This is a genomic window from Pseudomonas sp. S30, from assembly GCF_016518545.1.
Lineage (GTDB): Bacteria > Pseudomonadota > Gammaproteobacteria > Pseudomonadales > Pseudomonadaceae > Aquipseudomonas.
In genome coordinates this window covers 210,463-232,943 of record NZ_JACVTO010000004.1, presented here as the reverse complement: position 1 = coordinate 232,943, position 22,481 = coordinate 210,463, and the positions used below count along the sequence as shown (strand labels likewise).

Sequence of the window (22,481 nt, the reverse complement as noted above, 5' to 3'; positions counted from 1 at the left end):
ATTCGCAACAGACCCTGGACACGCTGCAAGCCAGTGAACAGGCCTACGCGCCCTTCAGCCCAATAATGACAGCGAGGTCAACAGCGCCTGCAAGCCCTCGGGCACCAGAGGGGACGCGTCGCTGAACGATGTACTGTCGCACCATTTCGCCCTGAAGACTGCGCCGTCGCTCTCCACGCCTTCCAGCCAGGGTAGCCGATACAGCGTGGCGTCTTCGAAGCGAGCGTCATAGACCTGCACCACCTCATGTCCGGGCTTGCCCAGGTAGGTGAAAATGCTCTCCAGCGTACCGATCAGGCGCAGGTCGGTGATGGGCTGATCCAGCTCTTCGCGAATTTCCCGCACGATGGCGTCAGCGCTGCGCTCGCCGAATTCGATACCGCCACCCAGCGGACGATACAACGTCGATCCTTTCACAGGGTCGACGAATTCATTCACCAGAATTCTGCCCTGATGATGGAAGATGCACAGGGCCAGGTGGCGAATACGCGGTTCAGGCATGATGTCGAAGACCTTGAGATGAACGGGACGATGCAACCGGCGGCATCGTTCTTGCTGTCACGCCGCTGACTGTACATGGCACCCTACCAGGAAATTCCCATGACCATGACCGCCGACGCGCTCTTCGACATCGCGTTCTCTCTCTCGAGAGGGTGTCGACCGCTTCCTGATAGCCGGCGCCGCACGGGTTCCTACTGAGTATTCAGGTTATCTGACTCGATCAGCGAAGCGACCAGTAGCTCATGGGTATAGGGATGCCGGGGCGATTCGAACAACTGCTCGGTCGCTCCCGCCTCGACCACTACCCCGTTCTTGATCACGACAAGATCATGGGCCAACGCCCTGACCACGGCCAGGTCGTGACTGATGAACAGGTACGTGAATCCGTGTCTGGCCTGCAACGATTTCAACAGGGCGATAACCTGTTTCTGCACCGTCCGGTCCAGTGCAGAGGTCGGCTCGTCCAGTAGAATCAGCTCAGGTTCGAGCACCAGGGCTCGCGCGATCGCCACGCGCTGGCGCTGTCCACCGGAAAACTCGTGGGGAAAGCGATGGCGCATATCCGGGTCGAGCCCTACTTCTCGCAGCACCTCGACGACCTGCGCTTCACGTTGCCTGGCGTCGAGCGAGGTGTGCACGCGCAACCCCTCCTCGAGGATCTGCTGCACGCTCATGCGCGGGCTGAGGCTGCCATAGGGGTCCTGGAACACGATCTGCAGCTTCTTGCGCCAGGGCTGCAAGGCCTTGCCCGTGAGACGATCCAGCGCCTGGCCCGCGTAGCGAATACTGCCGTTCGAATCGATCAGTCGCAGGATCGCCTGGCCCAGCGTCGACTTTCCGGAGCCCGATTCGCCGACGATGCCCAAGGTTTTCCCGCGTTGCAGCCGCAGCTGCACGCCATCGACCGCCTTGATGGGCGCTCGGCGTCGCAACCACCCGCCTTGCGCGAACCAGACCCGCAGGTCGTCCACTTCCAGCAACGGCTCGCGCGCTGGGGTCGGCACTGCCCTGCCATCAGGCTCGGCCGCGAGCAGCTGGCGTGTGTAAGGGTGCGCAGGCGCAGCGAACAAGGTCTCGCGATCAGCGGTCTCGACGATGCTACCCGCCCGCATGACGGCCACCCGTTGAGCGATGGTACGGACCACGTTCAGGTCATGGCTGATCAGCAACAGCGCCATGCCCGTGGTCTGCTGAAGGCGCTTGAGCAGCGCCAGGATGCGCCGCTGCACCGTCACATCCAGGGCCGTGGTGGGTTCATCGGCGATGAGCAGCAGCGGCTCGCAGGCCAGCGCCATGGCGATCATCACACGCTGCCTCTGCCCGCCCGACAACTGGTGCGGGTAAGCCGTGAGGCGACGTTCGGCGTGCTGAATACCTACCCGCTCCAACAGCTCCAATACCCGTCGCCGGGCCGCAGCGCCGCTGATGCCCTTGTGCAGCGTCAGGGTCTCGGCCAACTGCCGCTCGATGGTGTAGAGCGGGTTGAGGGACGTCATGGGTTCTTGAAAGATCATCGCGATGCGATCACCGCGGATCTGCTGCAGGCGTTTGGGCGAAGCGCCGATCAGCTCCTCGCCCTGAAACACGATACTGCCTGTGGTGTGGGTGACATGGCGTGGCAGCAGTTGAAGAATCGAGTGGGCCGTCACCGATTTGCCGGAACCCGACTCTCCGACCAATGCCAGGCATTCGCCCGGACGGATGTCCAGATCGATGCCACGTACAGCGCCGTGGCCGTCGAATTCGACGTTCAGGCCACGGATTCGAACCAGTGCATCATCCACGTCCAACTCCTCGTCTGAATATTTGAACCGCATGGGCTCAGGCCCTCGGGTCGAAGGCGTCGCGACACGCCTCGCCCATGAACACCAGCAGCGACAGGATCAACGCCAGTGAGAAGAACGCAGTGAGCGCCAGCCAGGGCGCTTGCAGATTGTTCTTGCCCTGACTGATCAGCTCGCCCAGCGAGGCCGTGCCCAAAGGCATGCCGAAACCCAGAAAATCCAGCGCCGTGAGCGTCGAGATCGCGCCGGTCACAATGAAGGGCAGATAGCTCAGGGTTGCGGTCATCGCGTTGGGCAGGATGTGGCGCAGCATGATCTGGAGGTTACCAACCCCCAGGGCCTTGGCCGCCTTGACATACTCCAGGTTACGCCCGCGCAGGAACTCGGCGCGCACGACATCGACCAGGGCCAGCCAGGAAAACAGTGCCATGATGCCCAGCAACCACCAGAAACCAGGCTCGACGAAGCCTGAAAGGATGATCAGCAGGTACAGCACTGGCAAGCCTGCCCAGACCTCTTGCAGTCGCTGCCCGAAGAGGTCGACGCAACCGGCGAAATAGCCCTGGAGGGCGCCTGCCAGGACACCGATCACGGTACTGATCGCAGTCAGTGCCAGGGCGAACAGCAACGACACCCGCGTTCCGAAGATCACCCTGGCCAGCACGTCACGCGCTTGATCGTCGGTGCCCAGCCAGTTCTGGGCCGAGGGTGGCGTGGGTGCTGGCGTGGTCAGATCGTAATTAACGGTGTCGTAGCTGAACGGCACTGGCGGGAACAGCATCCAGCCGCCCTGCCCTTCGATCAGCTCACGCACGTAGCTGTCGCGGTAATCCGGTTGAAATGGCAGCTCGCCGCCGAAATCCTGTTCGGTGTAGCGCTGCACGACCGGAAAGAACAGCGAGCCTTTGTAGGCGATCAGCAGCGGCTTGTCGTTGGCGATCAGCTCGCCCGCCAGACACACGACGAACAACCCGACGAACAGGCACATCGACCACCAGCCTCGGCGGTTGCGTCGAAAATGCAACCAGCGTCGGCGAGTGGGAGCGGACAATACGAACATCAGTGTTTCCTTGCCGAGAAGTCCAGACGGGGATCGAGCCACTGGTAGCAGAGGTCGCCGAGCAACTTGATCACCAGGCCGACCAGCGTGAAGATGAACAGCGTGCCGAACACCACCGGATAATCACGCGATACCGCGGCGTCGTAGCTCAGGCGCCCGAGGCCGTCGAGCGAAAAGATCACCTCGATGAGCAACGAGCCACCGAACAGCAGGTTGATCAGGGCCTGGGGCAAGCCTGCCACCACCATCAACATGGCGTTGCGCATCACGTGCCGGCGCAGCACCTGCCGCTCGCTGAACCCCTTGGCCCGTGCGGTGACCACGTACTGACGGCTGATTTCGTCGAGAACGCTGTTCTTGGTCAGAATGGTCAGGGTCGCGAAACTGCCGATCACCAGTGCCAGTACAGGCAGTACCAAGTGCCAGAAATAATCGACGACCTGCCCCGGCCATGACATCTGGGCGAAGTTCTCCGACACCAGACCTCGCACCGGAAACCAGTGCAACAGACTGCCGCCACCGAACACCACGATCAGCAACAGCGCGAACAGAAATGCCGGTATGGCGTGACCTATGATGATCGCCACACTGCTCCACACATCGAACCGGCTACCGTGGCGCACGGCCTTGCGAATGCCCAACGGAATCGAAATCAGGTAGCTCAGCGCAGTGGCCCAGAAGCCCAGGGAAAGCGTGACCGGCATTTTTTCAAGGATCAGGTCGGTGACCTTGGCGCCGCGAAAGAAGCTTTCACCGAAGTCCAGCTGCGCGTAGTTCTTCAGCATCAGCCACAGACGCTGCCCCAGCGGCTTGTCGAAGCCATACTGGCGCTCGATCTCGGCGATCAGCGCCGGATCCAGACCCCGGTCGGAACGCCCAGGCTGCCCCACCGACTCCACATGGCCGCCCCCCACCGACGCTTGGCTGCCAATGCCCTGAAGACGCGCAATGGCCTGCTCCACCGGCCCCCCGGGTGCCGCCTGCACAATGAAGAAATTGACCAGCAGGATGCACAGCAGCGTCGGCACGATCAATAGCAGGCGTCGCGCACTATAGGCCAGCATGACGGGACGCCTCGTGCTGCTCGCGCATCTGCGCGGTGGTCAGGGGGGTGGCGCTGACTTGCCACCAGGTGTCGATGCCCACATCGAAGAGCGGCGCGATCTTCGGCCGCCCGAAGCGGTTCCACCATACCGACGACGAGCCAGGCGGATAGTAATTGGAAATCCAGTAGTACCCCCATTGCAACACCCGATCCAGGGCATGGGCGTAGCGCACCATCGTCGGCCGGTCGCTGGCGTGCACCAGCCCGTCGAGCAGAATGTCGACCGCTGGGTCCTTGAGCGACATGTAGTTATTGGAGCCTGGATCGTCGGCGCTTTGCGAGCTGTAGTAGTTCAACAGCTCTGCGCCCGGTGACGGGCTGACGGGGTAACCGGTGACGATCATGTCGTAATCCCGGGCACGTACCCGGTTGGTGTATTGCGCCGAATCGACCATGCGAATGTCGAAACCGATACCGATCTGCGCCAGGTTGCGCTTGAAGGGCAGCAGCAGCCGCTCGAAACCTTTCTGATCGACCAGAAACGTGAAGTGCAGCGGTTCGCCCTCGGCATTGACCAACTGATCGCCTTGGGGCCGCCAGCCTGCCGCTTCGAGCAGTTCGAGCGCCTGCAGCTGTTGCGGCCGAATATGCCCGGAGCCACTGGTTACCGGAGGCTGGTACACCTGATCGAACACTTCAGGCGCAACCAAGCCCCGCAATGGCTGCAGAATCGAGCGTTCATCGGCGTCCGGCAGTTGCGTGGCCGCCAGCTCGCTGCGGGAAAAGAAGCTGCGTTGACGCAGGTACATCCCGTGCATGATCTGCCGATTGGTCCAGTCGAAATCCCACAACAGGCTCAGCGCCTGACGCACGCGACGGTCCTGGAACTTGGGCTTGTGCAGATTGAAGACGAAGCCTTGAGTGCCCTGCACGGCCTGGGGCGCCAGGTGCTCGCGCTGCAGACGCCCATCGGCCAGCGCCTGGCCCGCATACCCGGTCATGTAGTTGGTGGCGGAGAACTCGCGATTGAAGTCGTAGCCCTGCGCGCGAAGCAATTGCCGGGACACGTCCGTGTCGGCGAAAAACTCCAGGCGCAGGCTGTCGAAGTTGTACAGGCCGCGGCTGACCGGCAGATCGCGCGCCCACCAGTCCTTGACCCGCTCGAACGTCACGCTGCGGCCATTGTCGACCGCGCTGATGCGGTACGGACCGCTACCCAGCGGGGCTTCGAAGCCACCGCCGCTGGCGAAATCGCGCGTGCGCCACCAGTGTTCCGGCAGCACAGGCAGCGAAGCGATGTCCAGGGGCAAGGTGCGGTTGTCCGCGCTCTTGAAGGTGAAGCGCACCTGGGTCGGCGATTCGACGATCACCTGATCGACATCGGCAAAGCGCTGGCGGTAGCTCAGGCTCCCCTGCGTGTTGAGCAGCTCGAACGTGTACTTCACATCCTCGGCCGTAATGGCCGATCCGTCGTCGAAGCGGGCACGGGGGTCGAGGTTGAAGCGCAACCAGGTCCGGTCGGGGGCCAGTTCCATGGTCTGCGCCACCAGGCCATACACGGTGTAGGGCTCATCCAGGGAACGGTAGGCGAGCGGGCTGTACAACCAGCCTTGGATCTGGGCAACGCCAGTGCCTTTGTCTACGTAGGGAATCAGGTGATCGAACGAGCCGCTTTCCATCGATGAACGCCGGAAGCTGCCGCCCTTGGGGGCCGCGGGGTTGACGTAGTCGAAATAGCTGAAGGCCGCGCGGTACTTGGGTGGCTCGCCATAAACGGTCAGCGCGTGAACAGGTCGAGCGAATGACGGCGTCACCTGGGCCAGCAGGCAGGCGATCAGCAGGATGCATCGAAACAGCATGGAACGTAGCTCCTTGGCGGCAGCGACTCGCTTTGGATACATCAGCGCGCTTGCACGCGCTGACGCCGCGCGCATCAGAAGTTGTAGGACACGCGGGTGTACAGGGTGCGTCCGAACGGGTCCGAGTAACGGGGGTCGTATCCGCTCTGGAAGGTCGAAGTCTGGTTGCTGAACGGCGGCTCGCGGTCGAACAGGTTCTGTACGCCTACCGTCACTTGCGCGGTGTCGCGCCAGGTGTAGGTACCTGCCAGGTCCCAGACATTCCACGACCCCACCTTGCCGTGGGTGGAGCGATCGTCGTCGTTGTAGCCCGAGGAGAAGCGGTTGGTCAGCGTGGCGCCCAGGGGGCCCTTGCTCCAGGTGCCGTTGAGGCTGTGGCGCCAGCGAGTCGCTACCCCGGCCGAGGCGAAGGTGCCGCCGCGATAGTCGCCCAGCTTGTCGATGTACTGGCCGTCGAGGTCCTGCTGGTAATCGTACCGGGTGACATAAGTGCCTTGGAGGTTGGCGCCGAACTGGCCCCAAGGCGTTTGCGGGAAGCGGTAGTCGAAGCTCACGTCCACGCCGCTGGTTTTCACCTTGCCCAGGTTCGCCAGGCCCGTGACGATGTGGTCGATGGAGCCATCGGGCTTGCGCACGATACGCTCGGGGTAGAGATCAGGCTGGTCGAACACGGCGTTTTCGGGGAATTCGGAAATCTGGTTGGCGATCTTGATCCACCAGAAATCCAGGCCCAGCGACAGTGTGTCGACAGGTTGATAGACAACGCCGAGGGTGACGTTACGTGCGGTTTCCGGTTTCAGATCGGAATTGCCACCGGTCCGGTTGAAGAACTGCTGTGCGCAGTCACGATTGGCCAGGCCGCCGTTGGAAGGCGATCCCCCCGAGCACAGGCGAGGGTCGTTGTAGTTGGCCACGGTGTAGCCCGTGGATATCGGGTTGTACAGCTCGTACAGCGACGGTGCGCGGAACCCTTCGCTGTAGGCACCGCGAACCACCACCTGTTTGAAAGGCTGAAAGCGGAACGAGTACTTGGGGTTGGTGGTGCTGCCAAAGTCGCTGTACTTGTCATGGCGCACAGCGGCCGACAGTTCCAGGCTATCGAGCACCGGCACGTTCAGCTCCGCGTACTGGGCCTGCACCGACCGGTCACCGGAAACGGCCGCGTTGGGGTCCACGCCCAGGCTCTGGATGTTGGCGTCGAACGCCGAGAAATCCTGGTGAAATTCTTCCTTGCGGTATTCGCCCCCCAACGCCAGGGCGGCCGGTCCTGCCCCGAACCAGTCGCCGACATCCCGGCTGACGCGCCCATCGAGGCTCTTCACGCGGCCGACGGCGACGCCGTAGTCGCCATCGATGTTGTTCGCTGCCAGCAATGCCTGACCCGCCGCACTCTGCGGGCCGAAGGGGTTGACCACGCCGTTGGCGATGCCCTGCGCCACCGCGCGATCGTCCACATAGCCGCCGAGGATGGTATTGGTGACCTTGCTCTGGTTGTAGGCGGCACCCAGGTTGTAGTCCCATCCGCCGACGTTGCCATCGAAGGTCAACAGCAAGCGCTGATTGACGTTGTCATCGCGATGCCGACGTGCACCGATTTCGCTTTCGCGCCAGTTCACATCCACAGGTTGCGACGGATCGAGCGTGAAGTTCGTGGGCCCCGGGGTGATACCGTTGCCGGGGTAGAAGGTGGTCCCTGGGTTGACCTGCAGGCCGGTGAGCAAACCTGGGCCGATTTGCGTCCAGTTCCTGTTGCGCGCCCAGAAGTACTCCAGGCTCACGCTATGGTCATCCGAGAGTTTGCCCGTCGCCTTGCCGAAGAAGGCGTCCTTCTCGGTTTCCGGCACCAGGTCCAGATAGCTCCATACCGACTGACGACAGATCCCGTTGCGGGCGATCAGACCAGGACCGTTGCAGCCTGATGCCGCCAGCGGGTTGGTCGCATTGGCGCCCTGACTCCAGTTGGCCGGCGATGCGGTACCGGACGAATAATCCAGCCCCCTGCCCGGCTGGTAGTTGTAGGTGTAGTCCCGGTCCTTGGCTTCGAGGCTTTGTTGTTTGTCATGGCTGTACACGCCAAAGACGTTGAAGCGGTCGTCGTCCAGATCGCCGAATCCCCAACTGCCACTGAAATTGCGGGTATCGCCGCCGCCGGCGTGGGTCGGCGAACTGCCCCCGGCGGTCAACTGGCCCTGTGTCACGCTCTTTTTGGTGATGAAATTGATCACCCCCCCAATGGCGTCGGTGCCATACAGCGCCGAGGCGCCATCGCGCAGTACCTCGACCCGCTCGATCGCCGCGAAGGGAATGGTGTTCAGGTCGACGCCTGATCCGGCACTCGAACTGGTGGCGTTGTTGCTCAGCCGTCGCCCGTTCAGCAGTACCAGCGTCTTGTTGGCACCAATGCCGCGCAGATCGGCGAACGATGCCCCGCCGCTGCTGCTGCCCACCGAGCGGCCCGCGCCGACCGAAGACTGGTTGGCGGCGATCCGGTTCATGAGTTGCTCGGTCGTCGTCACGCCCTGTTTGCGCAGGTCCTCGGTACGCAGAATGGTGACCGGCACGGCGGTCTCCGCATCCACGCGGCGAATGGCGCTCCCGGTCACCTCTATTCGCGCCAGTTGCGGTGCGGCTGACGAAGACGGCACGGCCGGCTGGACTGCGCGGGTGGCAGGCGCCGCGCTCAGAACGATACCTTCGCCTTGGTCGGTCTCCTGCACCCCCGTGCCCTGGAGCGCAATCTCGAGCGCCTGTGCGGGGGTGAGTTCTCCCTTGATGGCCGGGGCCTGGTAACCGCGTACCAGGGACTGATCGAATGAGATGGCCTTGCTGCTTTGCCGGGAAATGCTCAGCAGCGTCTGATCCAGAGGACCGGGCGGGATGTCGAAAGTGGCGGCGTTGACGTTGCCGATGACGCTGGCAGCGAATGTCAGCGCGAACGGCGTTGAAAAGGTTCGGGTGGATCTCATCGGCTGCGGGCTCCCTGTCCTGCTCTGTTCGGGTTATGCAGGTTTGTGCAGCGAGAGCCGCTATTTTATAGAGCGTCGTTATATGGATTGGGCATGAGCTTATGCTGTTGCACCAGGTCGAAGGCCCGTCCGATGGACGAGCCGACAGCCCGGCCCCTCAGCTTCCGAAGTGATAGCTGACGTCCAGCCAGACTTGCCGACCGTAGGGGTCATAGTTGCCAGTTGGGTAATACGGCCAACCCGCCGAGTCGTCTTTCTTGATGCGATTGAGCAGGTTGTTGACCGTCACGCCCACGCTGGCCTTCTTGCTGACCTGGTAGCGCGCGCTGGCATTGAACGTGGTCCACGGCGACAGGCGACCATCGCCTGCGGCATTGGTGACGCTGCCATAGCGGATCCCGGCCAGCGTCGCGCTCAGACGGTCGTAGTCCCAGGTGATGCTGGCGTTGACCTTGCTGCGCCAGTCGTAATTGCTGTTGCTGCTGCGCAGGTTCTGCGTGTCGGCGCCTTCGGATTCCTTGTAATAGTGCGACAGCACGGCGCTGTACCCAAGCTGCGAACTGAATGCCCCATACTGGCCGGCTCCCCAGCGGATGTTGCTCTTGAGGTCCAGGCCACTGACCCGCTCACTGGCGGCGTTGATCGCATTGACCTGTACACGCTGCAACCTGTTCGGGTCTACGGCAGCATCACTGGTGTTGCGTTGCACGCGCGCGAGCACGTCCTCGCAAGTGGCCGCGTCGAGCTGTCCATTGCGGCACTGGTTCTCCTGCTGCAGCAATCGGTTGGCGTCGACGGTGGTCAGCAGGTCGGTGATTTCCACCCGCCAGAAATCTGCGGAGAAATCGAACTGGTTGGACGGTGACCAGACGAAGCCATAGGTCCACGACTTGCCCCGCTCCGATTGCAGGTCGGGGGTGCCACTCTGGGTGTAGTCCACCCGGCCACGATCGCATGCCCCTTCCACGCCCTTGCTGCAACCGTAGTAGTCGATCTGATCCGGGTAGTAGCCGTTGGTGTCCGCCTGGTACAGGTAATTCAGGTCAGGTGCCCTGAAACTCGTGCCGTAACTGCCGCGAATCAGCAGACTGTTGACCGGGCGCCATTCCAGACCCAGGTTGTAGGTGTTCTGCTGCTCGGTGCGCCCACTGAACTTGTATTGGTCCCAACGCCCTGCCGCAGAAGCGAGCAGCGTGTCGGTCAGCGGGATGCTGAGTTCACCTCCCACGGCATAACGGTCGCGGGAGCCACCTGAGTTGGAGCCCGGGGTGGTGTTGTAGAAGGTGCCGTCATTGAGGTGGTCGTCGACATCGATGTGATACGACTGCCTGCCCACCTCGGCAATGCCGGCGAAACCGACCGGCCCGGCCGGGAGATCGAACAGATCGCCGTTGATGCCGGCGCTGAAGGTTTGCGAAACCGACTTGCTGCGTTGCGTGAGGCTACCGCGAAATTGGCGCCACTGCTCCGGCGTGAGCGGCGTGTCGAGCCGCGACGGGTCGGGTGCGAACACCGGGTAACCGCCCTGGGTGCCCAGTTGTGGCCCTAGAAAATAATCCCTGATACTGCTCAGCGGCGTGTACCGAGTATCACGGGTGCTGGTGTACTCCGAGCGGTTGGCCGCCAGCTGATAGCCCCAGTCGCTGTTGGCGAAGGTGTCTTCGATCCCGAGCGTACCGGTCCAGGACACTTCTCGCCACTTGCTGTTGTTGCTGGTCTTGCCGCCTATTTCTTCACTGGCGAAGCTGCGATACCAGCGCTCCAGGTCACCGGTGTCCTGATTGATGAAGTCCGGGGAGGTAAAGCTGGGCCCACGGGTGTTGTTCTGCGTGTGATCGAATCCGAACATCAGGTCGGCGAACGCTTTGCCGGTGTCGCTGAAATGCCAGGTGCCGCGGGTGTAACCGTCGTAGTTCTCTTTTTGCGCCTGTACCGTCCAGTAGTCGTTGTAGTACTGGTGCGTGGTGCATCGGCCGTTGGCATTTTCGAGCTTGCCACCGTAGACGCCACCATAGGAGCTGCAGTCAGGGCCCAGGTAGTTGCCAGTGTCCAGGTTCCGTCGATAGCCCACGTTGGTCACTGGGCCGTCCTGCATGAAGCTGCGCTGGTTGGCCCAGATCGGCTGGCGCTGGCTCAATTCAAGCCCGAAGATCCCGTCGAAGTCGCCCCAGGTATCCCCGCCGGTGATCTGCACGCGCTGGTTGTCACCGCCCCCACGCTGCGTGTAGCCGCCTCGCACATTGACATCCACGCCCTGGGTCTTGTCCTTGAGAATGATGTTGACCACCCCCGCGATCGCATCCGAGCCATAGACGGCCGACGCACCGCTGCTGAGAATCTCGATGCGCTCGATCATCATCGACGGGATGTTGGCCAGGTTCGTGAAGTTGACGGTGCCGCCGTAGGCTGTGGGGTAATCGGCGATCCGGCGACCGTTGACCAGCACCAACGTGTGGTTCGGACCCAGGCCCCGCAGGTTCAAAGCACTGGCCGCAGGCTGGAAGGTATTGCCATAGTCTTCCCCCTGGGTCATGCCGGTGTTCTGAGTTTGGGAAGCCAGTGCATCGTACACATTGCGGTAGCCGCGCGCGGCGATCTCCTCGCTGGTGATCACGTTCACAGGCGAAGGCCCTTCCACTTGAGCGCGCGGAATGCGCGAGCCAGTGACAGTGACTTTCTCCAATGCGACATCGCCTGGCACGCCGGCGCGGGTGGCAGGATTGCCGACGGACTGGACGGCAGGTGCCACCGCTGCCGCGGGTACGGGCGCACGCTGCAGAGTCCACCCGCCATCACCGCTGGGCAACGCCTCAAGCCCCGAGCCTCGCAGCGCCGAGTGCAACGCCTCGGGGGTGGTCAGGGCACCCTGGATCGGACCACTGGTCAAGCCTTGCACAAGATCCTGCTGGAACGAAATGATGGTACCGCTGGTGCGGGAAATGCTCAGCAGCACGTCATCCAGCGCTGCGCGCTCTATCGCAAAGTCGAATGCGCGCGCCCCCGCGCCTGGCGCCTCCACGGACGGCTGCGCCTCGGCCTGGCGCACGCCTGCGGGTCCGAAGGCGAGGATGGCAGTGGCCAGCGCCAGCGTGCCGAATACGGGACGTTTCGAGTGAGTCAGTTGCATGCATTGGCCTCCCACCAACGGTTTCAGTTGATGGGAATGAGCAACTGATCGGGTGTTTTTATAGGCCGTGCTTAAACCATTGGGGTATTTGCTTATGCCGTGCGATAGCGGCCGCCTCCGGCTTTCCAGGCACCATCACTCTGTCAACTCGCTTTGATGATGTATAGAGCCCTGGGCATTTATTCTTTCATCCTCGCGCCGGTTTCGCGCAGATCGATGCTGACCCAGTAGGGACTGTGATAGTCGACGCGCAGCGGTAACGAGCTGGCCAGCAGTTGCAACGCGCGATCGGTGTCATCCAGCGGATAGCGCCCGCTGAGTCGCAACTGGGCGGCCTGCGGACTGACTCGAATGATTCCGCGGCGATAGCTGCGCAGGGTATCGATGACCTGTTCCAGTCGCTGGTTTCTCGCCTCCAGCATGCCTTGCATCCAGGCTGAATCGCCGTCTGTGCAGGGTTGCACGGCGAGTACGCGCTCGGCATCGAAGATCGCTCGCTCGCCGGCCTGAATCACGCGTGTCGAACCGCTGCCCGTGGTGATGCGGACCTGCGAGTGAAGCATCGAGACTCGCGTCTGCTCCGCGCCCTGCTCCACCAGAAAACGCGTGCCCAATGCGCGCATCCGGCCCTGGGAGGTCTGGACGATGAACGGCCTCGACGCGTCACGCGCCACATCGATCCAGAGCCGACCGTCCAGCAATTGCAGCAGGCGTTGCGCTCCATCGAAACGATCGAGTACCCGGGTGCGCGCATCGAGCATCAGCGCGCTGCCATCGTCCAGGCTCAGGCTCAGCCGCTCGCCCGTACCGGTGCTGATCACCCCGGACATCGGCCACCGCTGAGTCAGTTGGCCAATGAGTCCTGCCGTCGAGACCACACCGACCAATGACAGGACATTTCGCACGAAACGCCTGCGCCCCGACGGTGCGTTGATAGTGTGCAGCAAGCTCTCTCTGGGCATGTCGCGCAATGCGTCGCTGCCCAGGGTCCCGGCACTGGCCCCCATGGCTTCGAAGATGGCTGCCCGGCGTGGGTCGGTACTGCGCCACTGGCGAAATGCCTGATGCTCCTGCGCACTCGCGTGCCCGGAATGCAACACCGCCATCCACTGCGCGGCCTCGTCGATGATGGCCTCATCGGACACTGCGCCGCTCATGGCTGGGCGATCGCCAGATAACAGCGCTTGAACCCATCGACCATGTATTGCTGGACACGGCTGACCGAGACCTCCAGGTGCGCGGCGATCTGCGCATAGGTCAGGCCATCGATCTGGTGATACAGAAATGCAGCCTTGGCTTTGGTAGACAGGCCATCGAGCAGGCGATCGACCTGTATCAGCGTTTCGATCACGAGCAGCCGCTCCTCGGGCGACGGATGTGCCGCCAGGGGCGCCTGTGCGAGGGTCTCCAGATAGGCGCGTTCCAGGTCCTGACGCCGCCAGCCCTCGTACACCAGGCGTTTGGCAATCGTGGTCAACAGCGCCCGAGGCTCGCGAATCGCCGAGGGATCCGGAAGTGCCAACACTCGCAGAAACGTCTCCGACGCGATGTCTTGCGCACTGTGGGGGCACCCCAATGCTTGGCTCACGCGCGTGCAGAGCCAGGCGTAATCGCTTTTGAAGATTTGACCGATCAGACCGAACTGCAGGTTCTGACTCACGCTCACCCCATGCCTCGCGCCAAGTCCATCTTGAGCTCCCTAGTGAAAGAACCCTCCGTTGGTGGCGACTGTGCCTTAGTCTCCTCAAGTCTAGGAAAGAATAAAAAAATACAAATTACAGTCCGAATGGAATATGAACCCGTTCCATGGATCGTCAATGGCATCGATGATGCAACGTGCGCTTCTTCGGGCTGAACGTTGGATGCTGAAGCGACCGCCTTCCCCTCGCCCCGTCTGCCCTTAAAACGGGCCGCAATGAATCCGCGGACACCCCAGGGCACTGACGCTCCCAGCGACCCGCCAGGCGTCCAGCTCGAACGCCTCGGCGCCGATAAGCAGCACCGTTTCGGCGATACCGGCAGCGATCAGGCCGGTGGCTGTCGCCAGCCCGTAGACGAAGCCGCAGCAGGCGGTGGTCATGTTGCAGGCGGCGATGTCACCGAGCTCCAGCGCAGTGGCAACTTCCGGCGCTACGGCCCGGCAGATCCGTTCCGGCGAAGTGGTCGCGACCACCAGCGCATCGATGCGCCGGCCTCCGGAAGAGGCGATGGCACGCGCACCTGCTTTGATAGCCAGCTCTCGCACGCCGATGCCGGCACTGACCCTGCGTCGCTCACGAATGCCGGTCCGCGATTCGATCCACTCGGGAGTCGTATCCAGCCCGCTCGAAATCTGCTGATTGTCTACGGCCTGCGGCGGCAGTCAGCCCCCAGACCACACAGGATCACAGCCACGATCAACCCCCGTGCTTAGATGATGGACTGCCCAGCCCGGTGCCAGTGCGCCGTAGCGTCCAGCCGAAGTTCATGCCTGCCGCGGCCAGCAGGATCGCCGCCGCGCCGGTCAGTTGCAGGAGCCCCAGGGGGTGGCCGAAGGCGATCCAGTCGACGAGAATGGCGACGATCGGATAGATGTAGGAAAGAGCGCCGACCAGTGCCGTGGGGATCTTCTGAATGGCGCTGTAGAGCAAGGTGGACATGATGCCGGTATGGACCACCCCGATGATCACCAGGTAGCTCCAGGTGTCGACGGCCATATCAGCGGTGGCCACGTCCACGAAGGGCGTGAGCAGCAGCACGCCGACCACCATCTGGATCAGCACGATCAGGTGAGCGGGCACTGCCTTCAGGCGCTTGGTGATGGCCGCGGCCACGGCGTAGAAGAAGGCCGAGGCGAGCGCCAGACCGATACCGAGCAGGTAATCCGAACCTGTTGCCTGCCCGCCATGTCGGGCGAGAACGATCAGCACCAGGCCGGCAAAGGCCGTCAGCAGCCAGCCCACCTTGGTCGCGCTCAGCCGTTCGGCGAAAAAGACCACCCCCAACCCCACCAGCATGAACGGCTGGACGTGGTAGACAACCGTGGCGATGGCAATCGAGGCATGGTTATAGGCGCTGAACAACAGCACCCAGTTGAGCATCAGCGCCACGCCGCCGACGCAGACCAGCATGAACTGGCGCACGTCCAGTCGCGAACGCTTGAAGATACCCAGGGCCAGGCAGGCCACCAACATTGCCAGGGCCCCGAACAGGCAGCGCCAGAACACGACGCTGCGCGGCGCCTGTCCGGACATGACGACGAACCAGCCTACCGTGCCGGAGATCATCATGGCCGTTATCATTTCTAGAGTCCCACGGGCTTCTGGCTTCATCAGTACAGCTTCCTTGCTTCATGCAATGACGCGGCCTGCGTCATTTTCGAACCGGCCCCAGGGCGGGTAGAAATGTTTATATAATGAACGAACGATCAGCATACTGAACAGACTAGATTTGATCATCAACCTTTTTGGGGATGATTTAAGGAACGAATGAACCCTATAACGAACAGCTCAACTGCAGCCCCGGTGAGTCGCATCGATCTTCTGGCCCTGGCCATCAAGCGCGAGCGTCAGCTTGCAGGCCTGTCGGTCACCGAGTTGGCCAAACGGGCCGGCGTGGCGAAGTCCACGCTTTCCCAGCTCGAATCCGGCATTGGCAACCCCAGCATCGAAACCCTGTGGTCACTGGCCATGGCCATGGGGCTGCAGGTCACCCGCTTTTTCGAACAACCCCAGCAGCACCTGCGGGTCATTCGGGCGAACGAGGGCATGACCGCCTATGCCGAGGCGTCCAACTATGCCGCCACCCTGCTCGCCGACTGCCCGGCTGGCGTGCAGCGCGATATCTATCGCCTGAAGGTTCAGCCCGGAGAGGCACGGCTCTCGCAGCCGCATCTGCCAGGCACGGTGGAACATGTGGTGCTGTGCACGGGCAGCGCCAATGTCGGCCCCGCCAGCGACCCCATCCTGCTGCAGGCCGGCGACTACATCAGCTACTCGGCCCACCTGCCGCACGTGTTCGAAGCGTTAGAGGCCAATACCACGGCGGTCATGGTGATCGAACATCCCTAGGGTCGCCGAGCTGGCCGCGCAGCCCTGCATCTTCCCGATGGCGGGAAAACCGCTATCCTCGCGTTGACCACTTTCGAGATCGGCCTGAACCGCCGGTCAGCAAGGACCTGAACGATGAATTGGAAAGCCTTGGAACAGGCGTTGTTCGATGCCGCCAGCCAGGCACTGCAAAGGCTGCTCGACGAGAGCGGCAGCCCTGTGTACGCCGCAGCGTTTCATGCCAGCTACCGGGAAGAAGAGGCGCATCTGTCTCTCCCCAGCTTCGCCGCGAACAGCCTGGAGGCACTCAGCGAAGACTCCCCCGACCCCACCGATGAAAGCTTCGATTCGGTGAAGTGGAATCCGGCTGACTGGCGCTGGGACTGGGAGATCTGCGCGCAGGCGCCCTTCCTCCGGCTCGAGGATGAACTGCAAGCCCATGCCAACCGGCTGGGCCCTCGCCAGTGGCGAGCGGCGGAGCGAAGGTTGCTTGTTACCGTCAGCCGGGCCGCCCGCACGCTGGGCCGGCACTTCGCTGGTCACCCCAGTGTGACACCTGGTTTCGTGGTGTTTTTTCACGACTTCGCTGGCGCCATCGCCTTGGCCAAGCGCAGCATGACCCGTCGGCAGTTCGAAGATAATTTTCCGGTCGAGCGGGCCATCGAAAACACCGTGCGCGAGATCGCGCGCCTCCCACTCGCCGAACAGGTCGCGTACTACGTCGGTCGTTTGTCGTGCTTCGACGGGATCACCGGAGAAGAGGCGGAGCGTTGGCTGATTGCCAATGGACTCGCGGCGCAGGAGGTCCTCCTCGAACGCCTCGAAGATTCTGGCAACCCGGCTACCATTGCGCGCATCCTCGGACTGGCCGGCCTGGCTGACGTGCGCGTGATCCAGGCCCTGCGCCGTCAGGCCATCGAGGCCGGTGAGCAGTCGACTCGCCGGTGGTGCAGCACTGCCTTGGGTTACCTTGGCGACCATGACTGGCTCGGGCAGCAAGCGCCCGCCATGGCAGTCAAGGGGACTTGCGCGAACTTCGATGGCTTTCGCTGGCGAGGCAAGCAGCCACCGGTGCTGGACTACCGACCCGTCGAGCGCCTGCTCGAGCGACGGCCGCAGCTTCAGGCCGCGACCGAAGAGGTGCTGGGCAGCGTCTACAGCCAGATCGACACCACCCAGGCCGATGTCACCGAGGCCCTGCGCGGCCTGGCTTCGACTCACGCCATCATTCGCCGTCACGCTGCCGCTGCGCTGAACAACCGCGGGCTCTTGCCCGATGACGCCCAGCGAGCCATCGACGCACTGCGCCTGGCCTCGCAGGATGCCGATGAACAGGTTCGACTGGCCGCGGACCTTGGCCTGAAGGCATTGCAGCGGCGCTAGAAATCCACCCTTCCCCGGCCGGCCTTGACCGTGCCACGCCTGGTCTTGCCGTCCAGGCGGCGGGTCTTGGACCCTAGGGTCGGCTTGGTGGGGCGACGTTTCTTCTCGGTCTTGCCCACCGACACGATCAGCTCGGCCAGACGCATGAGCGCATCCGTGCGGTTCTGTTCCTGGGTCCGGTATCGCTGGGCCTTGATGACCAGCACGCCATCGGCGGTGATGCGACTGTCACGCAACGCCAGCAAGCGCTGCTTGTAGAACTCGGGCAAGGAGCATGCACGGATGTCGAAGCGCAGGTGCACGGCGCTGGACACCTTGTTGACGTTCTGTCCGCCGGCGCCCTGCGCCCGAATGTAGGTGAGTTCGATGTCGGCATCGGGTAGATGCACGGTGTCGGAGATGGTCAGCATCGCAGTGTCCTCATGGCTGCCGGCATTATCGCAGCCACTGGGAGATCTCCAATAGCAGACTTTCCAATCGCCGGCACAGCAGAGCGCATGGCGAAGCTGCAAGCTGGCCCCCCGGTCGACGCCCAGCCCTCTTTTGACTGTGAGCGGCCCGCTCATTGTTGTGCGACTCGCTCGACCCGGCTGCCTGCTCCCCGACTCCATGCGTTAATCGATGCATCCTCCTGCACTCATTCGTCCGACCATGCGCTATCTCCTCGCCCTGCTGACCTGCCTGACCCTTCCCGCCGTCTACGCCGATGATACCCCGCCACTGTCCCGCGACATCAAGGACTGGAACGTCACCTGCGATAATGTACGCACCTGTACCGCCGTATCCACCCGGCCTGCCAGTGCCGAACTCGGTGAGTTGTATTTCCCATTGCGTATCGTGCGCAAGGCCGGGCCCGACGGCGACCTGCGCATCAGTGTCTTCAGCTACAACGACCTGCATGGCGATCCGCTGATCGACGGCAACCCGCTGCGCATGCCCTTGGTCGAACGCAAACGCGCCGAGTTCGACGTTTCCGAAGTGCCCGAACTGCGCAGTGCGACGAATGCGGATGCACTGACGTTCATCCGCGCGCTGCGCGACGCCAACCAGCTGGCGTTCAGCACCTCGGACGGTCCCTCCAGCGCCTCGCTGATCGGCATGGCCGGTGCGCTGTTGCTGATGGATGACGTCCAAGGCCGGGTTGGCACCGTCACCGCACTCGCAAGACCCGCAAACGCCCCGGCCAGCGATGTCCCGCCGGCCCCTCCCGCGCCCACCCTGCCCGCCTGGCGCACGCCGCCGCCTCTGGGCGAGATGCAAAGGCAACAGGTGCTGGACGCCGCCATGGCCGCCAGTCGCTCCGACTGGCAACAGGACGTCATCGAAGGCGACGAGCCCACTGGCGAAGTCCACGCACTGACCGGCGAGCAGGCGCTGTTGATCGTGCGCACTGGGTGCAGCGCCTACAACTGCAGCTATCGCTTGTACCTGGTGCCCCTGGCGCACCCGGAACGCCCACATCCCGCCCCGTTCCAGACGTTCACTCGCTTATCCGACCTCACGCCCGATGGCAGCGTGGAATTCGATGCCACCACGGGCGAGTTGAAAAGCCTGGCATTGGCCAACGGCATGGGCGGCTGCGGCGCCGCCGCGCGCTGGCGCTACGACGGTGAGCGTTTCGTGCTCAGCCACGCGGCGCAGATGACCGCCTGCATGGGTTTGAGCGCCGCCGACTGGCCGGTGCTGTGGGAGACCGCAGTGCAGCCCTGATCGGTCCAACGCCAGGCTGATGGCGAGCGGGGCTGGCGTCGAGTGTGAACAGGCATTCTAAACTTTTCCCCCTCTTCACCACTCAATCGGGCATAGCCTGGGCTCGATGGCCTAGCGCTCCCCTCTCCCTGGTCAGGTAGCCGAATGATCGCTCGCTGGCGCTGGGCCCTGGGTCAGATGACCAAGCGGCTCTGGTTTCGCGCAACACTGTTCTCCGTGGTCGGGGTGCTCACCGCCCTGCTGGCCATCGCCCTGCGCGACTTCGTCCCGCCTGCCCTCCCGGCCAGGATCGGCGCGGACTCGGTCGACAAGATCCTCGGGATCATCGCTTCCAGCATGCTGGCGGTGACGACCTTCTCCCTGAGCACCATCGTGTCGGCCTACGGCGCCGCCAGCAATAGCGCCACCCCCAGGGCGACCACCTTGGTGATGGAAGACACCACCACCCAGAACGCACTGGCCACATTCATCGGCTCGTTCCTGTTCAGTCTGGTGGGCATCATCGCGCTAAGCACCGGTGCCTACGGTGCCCAGGGACGGGTAGTGTTGTTCGCGGTAACCTTGGTGATGATCGTGCTGATCGTCTACACCTTGCTGCGCTGGATCGATCACCTGTCCACGCTGGGCAGGGTCGGTGAGACCATCGACCGGGTCGAGGTCGCCACCCTCACCGCGCTGGCGCGACGTGCCCGCTGGCCCTGCCTGGGTGGCGCACCCTACCCGCTGCACTTCGTGCTGCCTGAGCACGCGATGACATTCCTCAGCCGCGACACGGGCTATGTGCAGCACATCGACGTCAGCGCGCTGGCCGTCGTAGCCAAACGACAGCGGGCGATGATCTACCTGGAGGTGCTGCCGGGCAGCTTCGTGCACCTGGGAGCGCCTCTGGCACGCGTGGTCCTGGAAGACCACACCAGGACGGCTGACGAAACACTCTCCCGCGAGCTGCTCCACGCCTTCACCCTGGGTCTGCGCCGCACCTTCGAGCAGGATCCGCGCTTTGGTCTGTCCGTGCTGGCGGAGGTCGCTTCGCGGGCCTTGTCGCCAGCGACCAACGATTCGGGCACCGCCATCGATGTGATCGGACGGGGCGTTCGGTGTTTCACACAATGGGCGACGCAGGAACCGACCGCCGAGGAGCTGGACGAAGACTGCCGTCGCGTACACGTCCGCTGCCTGGATGTGAACGACCTGTTCGACGACTTCTTCACTTTGATCGCCCGTGATGGGGCAGGATTGCTGGAAATCGACCTGCGCATGGTCAAGGCGCTGATCAGCTTGTCCGACATCGCCCCCGCCCAGTTCGGCGAGCAATGCCGACTGCACGCGGCCCTGCTGGTCAAGCGTGCCGAAACGGCGCTCGTTCTGGAAGAGGAAAAACAACGATTGCGGGCCGTGGCCAGGCCCTTGCTGGAAGGTCAGTGCCGTACGGCGCCCTCTAACCCGATGATCGTCAGCCAGCTCCCCCACCATCCGTAGGGGCAGGTCAGGCTTTCACGACGGACGGCTTGAATCCCAGACTACGCGTCAGGTCATCGACCGCCTCGAAGACCTCTTGTTTGCGGGTTCCAGCCCCACGCGCGGGGCATCGGCCGAGGCCCGCACCGCCCATGCGGGCGGGCCTCGACACTCAGGGCTGCGCCGTGGCCCGCGCCCGTACGGCCATCTGCCGATACAGGATCAGGGTCGCACCGAGCGCGCACACCGCAGCGAAACTTACCCAATAGGCCGGCGCGGCCTTGTCGCCGGTCTCGTGGATCAACCAGGTCGACATGGCCGGCGTGAAGCCACCGAACAACGCAGTCGCCAGACTGTAGGCCAGGGAGAACCCCGCCACCTTCACTTCGGCCGGCATGATTTCGGTGAGTGCCGGAATCATCGCGCCGTTGTACATCGCGTACAGGAACGAGAACCACAGCAGCACTTCGAGCATGTGCGCGAAACTGGCCGCCTGGGCCAGGTACGACAGCGCCGGATAAGCGGTGAAGATGGTCAAGGTGGTCATGGCGATCAACATCGGCTTGCGGCCGATGCGGTCGCTGAGGGTGCCGCCGATGGGCAGCCAGATGAAGTTCGACACCCCGACCAGCAGCGTGACCAGCAAGGCATCGGTGGTACTCAGGTTGAGCACGCTCTTGCCGAAGGTGGGGGCGTAGACCGTGATCAGGTAGAACGCGCTGGTGGTCATCGCCACCATCATCATGCCAGCGATCACGGTGCTCCAGTTCTGCGCCAGCGTGGCCAGCACTTGCTTCATGGTCGGACGATGGGTGCGCTGCTCGAAGGCCTCGGTTTCCTGAAGGTTGCGCCGCAGGAAGAAGATGAACGGGATGATCAGGCAGGCCACGGCGAACGGAATGCGCCAGCCCCACTCGCTGATCTGCAGCGGTTGCAGCGACTGGTTCAGGGCATAGCCCAGTGCAGCGGCGACGATGATCGCCACCTGCTGACTGCCGGACTGCCAGCTGGTATAGAAGCCTTTCTTGCCCGGGGTGGCCATTTCAGCCAGATACACCGAGACGCCTCCCAGCTCGGCGCCGGCCGAGAAGCCCTGGAGCAGTCGGCCGATCAGCACCAGCACGGGCGCCCAATAGCCAATGGTGGCGAAGCCCGGCACCAGTACGATCAGCAGCGTACCGCTGGCCATGATCGACAGGGTGACGATGAGCCCCTTGCGCCGGCCGACATCGTCGATGTACGCGCCCAGCACGATGGCGCCCAACGGGCGCATGAGAAAGCCCGCACCGAACACGGCGAAGGTCATCATCAACGAGGCAAATTCGCTGGAGGCCGGGAAGAAGGCGCCCGCGATCTGGGTGGCATAGAAGCCGAACAGGAAGAAGTCGAATTGTTCGAGGAAGTTACCCGAGGTGACGCGGAACACCGCACCGGCCTTGGACCGGGGGGCGTTAGGTGAAGCAGGCATAGACGGTTCTCCAGCGTGAATCTTCTTGATGTTGTGCGCTTCGGCCATTCGAGTATGCCGGACACATCCTGAAACGATTAGTGAAATATCCT

The 22,481-nt window shown here is 63.1% G+C and carries 17 protein-coding genes; 4 read left to right on the top strand and 13 right to left on the bottom strand.

The features are described from left to right. Window positions 1-54 precede the first annotated feature (54 nt). The 11 genes from IAE34_RS06865 to IAE34_RS06815 all read right to left on the bottom strand — a co-directional run bounded on the left by IAE34_RS06865 (window position 55) and on the right by IAE34_RS06815 (window position 15,653). The gene (locus IAE34_RS06865; RefSeq protein WP_200138115.1) at window positions 55-501 is read right to left on the bottom strand and encodes an NUDIX hydrolase; all 447 of its coding nucleotides are present in this window, start codon (window positions 499-501) and stop codon (window positions 55-57) included. A 191-nt stretch (window positions 502-692) separates the two neighbouring features. Next, window positions 693-2,285: an ABC transporter ATP-binding protein gene (locus tag IAE34_RS06860; protein ID WP_200138114.1), complete on the bottom strand. Its 1,593-nt coding sequence runs from the start codon at window positions 2,283-2,285 to the stop codon at window positions 693-695. 37 nt (window positions 2,286-2,322) lie between these two features. Then, window positions 2,323-3,345, bottom strand: a complete 1,023-nt coding sequence (locus IAE34_RS06855) for an ABC transporter permease (RefSeq protein WP_200138113.1) — start codon at window positions 3,343-3,345, stop codon at window positions 2,323-2,325. Next, window positions 3,345-4,409, bottom strand: coding sequence for a microcin C ABC transporter permease YejB (locus IAE34_RS06850; protein ID WP_200138112.1), 1,065 nt, complete (start codon window positions 4,407-4,409; stop codon window positions 3,345-3,347). The genes IAE34_RS06855 and IAE34_RS06850 overlap by 1 nt, the downstream gene beginning before the upstream one ends. Then, window positions 4,396-6,249 carry an extracellular solute-binding protein gene (locus IAE34_RS06845; RefSeq protein WP_200138111.1) on the bottom strand — a complete coding sequence of 618 codons (1,854 nt, stop codon included), beginning with the start codon at window positions 6,247-6,249 and terminating at the stop codon, window positions 4,396-4,398. The genes IAE34_RS06850 and IAE34_RS06845 overlap by 14 nt, the downstream gene beginning before the upstream one ends. Before the next feature lie 74 nt (window positions 6,250-6,323). Continuing rightward, a complete protein-coding gene (locus IAE34_RS06840; RefSeq protein ID WP_233630984.1) occupies window positions 6,324-9,215 on the bottom strand; it encodes a TonB-dependent receptor in 2,892 nt (963 codons plus the stop codon). Window positions 9,216-9,372: 157 nt separating this feature from the next. Beyond that, window positions 9,373-12,342 (bottom strand): TonB-dependent receptor, encoded by a 2,970-nt coding sequence (locus IAE34_RS06835; RefSeq protein ID WP_200138110.1) that lies wholly within the window; start codon window positions 12,340-12,342, stop codon window positions 9,373-9,375. A gap of 179 nt (window positions 12,343-12,521) precedes the next feature. Then, a complete protein-coding gene (locus tag IAE34_RS06830; protein ID WP_200138109.1) occupies window positions 12,522-13,499 on the bottom strand; it encodes a FecR domain-containing protein in 978 nt (325 codons plus the stop codon). Next, window positions 13,496-14,008, bottom strand: coding sequence for a sigma-70 family RNA polymerase sigma factor (locus tag IAE34_RS06825; protein WP_200138108.1), 513 nt, complete (start codon window positions 14,006-14,008; stop codon window positions 13,496-13,498). The genes IAE34_RS06830 and IAE34_RS06825 overlap by 4 nt, the downstream gene beginning before the upstream one ends. A 234-nt stretch (window positions 14,009-14,242) precedes the next feature. Beyond that, on the bottom strand, window positions 14,243-14,587 hold the full coding sequence (locus IAE34_RS06820) for a hypothetical protein (RefSeq protein WP_325100973.1): 345 nt from the start codon (window positions 14,585-14,587) through the stop codon (window positions 14,243-14,245). 151 nt (window positions 14,588-14,738) lie between these two features. Continuing rightward, entirely contained in the window at window positions 14,739-15,653 is a 915-nt protein-coding gene (locus IAE34_RS06815) for a DMT family transporter (RefSeq protein WP_200138107.1), read from the bottom strand. Window positions 15,654-15,809: 156 nt separating this feature from the next. Here IAE34_RS06815 and IAE34_RS06810 point away from each other — a divergent pair, with 156 nt between their 5' ends. Together IAE34_RS06810 and IAE34_RS06805 are read left to right on the top strand one after the other, a co-directional pair. After that, on the top strand, window positions 15,810-16,391 hold the full coding sequence (locus IAE34_RS06810; protein ID WP_200138106.1) for a helix-turn-helix domain-containing protein: 582 nt from the start codon (window positions 15,810-15,812) through the stop codon (window positions 16,389-16,391). Between the two features lie 114 nt (window positions 16,392-16,505). Further along, window positions 16,506-17,753, top strand: a complete 1,248-nt coding sequence (locus tag IAE34_RS06805) for a DUF4303 domain-containing protein (RefSeq protein ID WP_200138105.1) — start codon at window positions 16,506-16,508, stop codon at window positions 17,751-17,753. On the opposite strand, the gene arfB is transcribed toward IAE34_RS06805, so the two are convergent. Beyond that, entirely contained in the window at window positions 17,750-18,163 is a 414-nt protein-coding gene (gene arfB / locus IAE34_RS06800; RefSeq protein WP_200138104.1) for an alternative ribosome rescue aminoacyl-tRNA hydrolase ArfB, read from the bottom strand. The genes IAE34_RS06805 and arfB overlap by 4 nt on opposite strands. A 241-nt stretch (window positions 18,164-18,404) precedes the next feature. On the opposite strand from arfB, the gene IAE34_RS06795 reads away from it, so the two are divergent. Then, entirely contained in the window at window positions 18,405-19,463 is a 1,059-nt protein-coding gene (locus IAE34_RS06795; RefSeq protein WP_233630983.1) for a DUF1176 domain-containing protein, read from the top strand. Between the two features lie 144 nt (window positions 19,464-19,607). Beyond that, a complete protein-coding gene (locus tag IAE34_RS06790; protein ID WP_200138102.1) occupies window positions 19,608-20,942 on the top strand; it encodes a DUF2254 domain-containing protein in 1,335 nt (444 codons plus the stop codon). A 151-nt stretch (window positions 20,943-21,093) separates the two neighbouring features. Here the strand turns inward: IAE34_RS06790 and IAE34_RS06785 are convergent, their stop codons facing one another. Next, entirely contained in the window at window positions 21,094-22,389 is a 1,296-nt protein-coding gene (locus IAE34_RS06785) for an MFS transporter (RefSeq protein ID WP_200138101.1), read from the bottom strand. Window positions 22,390-22,481 lie beyond the last annotated feature (92 nt).

What these genes read in the sequence shown, in the direction of transcription:
- IAE34_RS06865 (WP_200138115.1), bottom strand. Translation starts at nt 501, where the DNA reads ATGCCTGAACCGCGTATTCGCCACCTGGCCCTGTGCATCTTCCATCAT.
- IAE34_RS06855 (WP_200138113.1), bottom strand. Translation starts at nt 3,345, where the DNA reads ATGTTCGTATTGTCCGCTCCCACTCGCCGACGCTGGTTGCATTTTCGA.
- IAE34_RS06850 (WP_200138112.1), bottom strand. Translation starts at nt 4,409, where the DNA reads ATGCTGGCCTATAGTGCGCGACGCCTGCTATTGATCGTGCCGACGCTG.
- IAE34_RS06845 (WP_200138111.1), bottom strand. Translation starts at nt 6,249, where the DNA reads ATGCTGTTTCGATGCATCCTGCTGATCGCCTGCCTGCTGGCCCAGGTG.
- IAE34_RS06840 (WP_233630984.1), bottom strand. Translation starts at nt 9,215, where the DNA reads ATGAGATCCACCCGAACCTTTTCAACGCCGTTCGCGCTGACATTCGCT.
- IAE34_RS06835 (WP_200138110.1), bottom strand. Translation starts at nt 12,342, where the DNA reads ATGCAACTGACTCACTCGAAACGTCCCGTATTCGGCACGCTGGCGCTG.
- IAE34_RS06830 (WP_200138109.1), bottom strand. Translation starts at nt 13,499, where the DNA reads ATGAGCGGCGCAGTGTCCGATGAGGCCATCATCGACGAGGCCGCGCAG.
- IAE34_RS06815 (WP_200138107.1), bottom strand. Translation starts at nt 15,653, where the DNA reads ATGAAGCCAGAAGCCCGTGGGACTCTAGAAATGATAACGGCCATGATG.
- IAE34_RS06810 (WP_200138106.1), top strand. Translation starts at nt 15,810, where the DNA reads ATGAACCCTATAACGAACAGCTCAACTGCAGCCCCGGTGAGTCGCATC.
- IAE34_RS06805 (WP_200138105.1), top strand. Translation starts at nt 16,506, where the DNA reads ATGAATTGGAAAGCCTTGGAACAGGCGTTGTTCGATGCCGCCAGCCAG.
- arfB (WP_200138104.1), bottom strand. Translation starts at nt 18,163, where the DNA reads ATGCTGACCATCTCCGACACCGTGCATCTACCCGATGCCGACATCGAA.
- IAE34_RS06795 (WP_233630983.1), top strand. Translation starts at nt 18,405, where the DNA reads ATGCGCTATCTCCTCGCCCTGCTGACCTGCCTGACCCTTCCCGCCGTC.
- IAE34_RS06790 (WP_200138102.1), top strand. Translation starts at nt 19,608, where the DNA reads ATGATCGCTCGCTGGCGCTGGGCCCTGGGTCAGATGACCAAGCGGCTC.
- IAE34_RS06785 (WP_200138101.1), bottom strand. Translation starts at nt 22,389, where the DNA reads ATGCCTGCTTCACCTAACGCCCCCCGGTCCAAGGCCGGTGCGGTGTTC.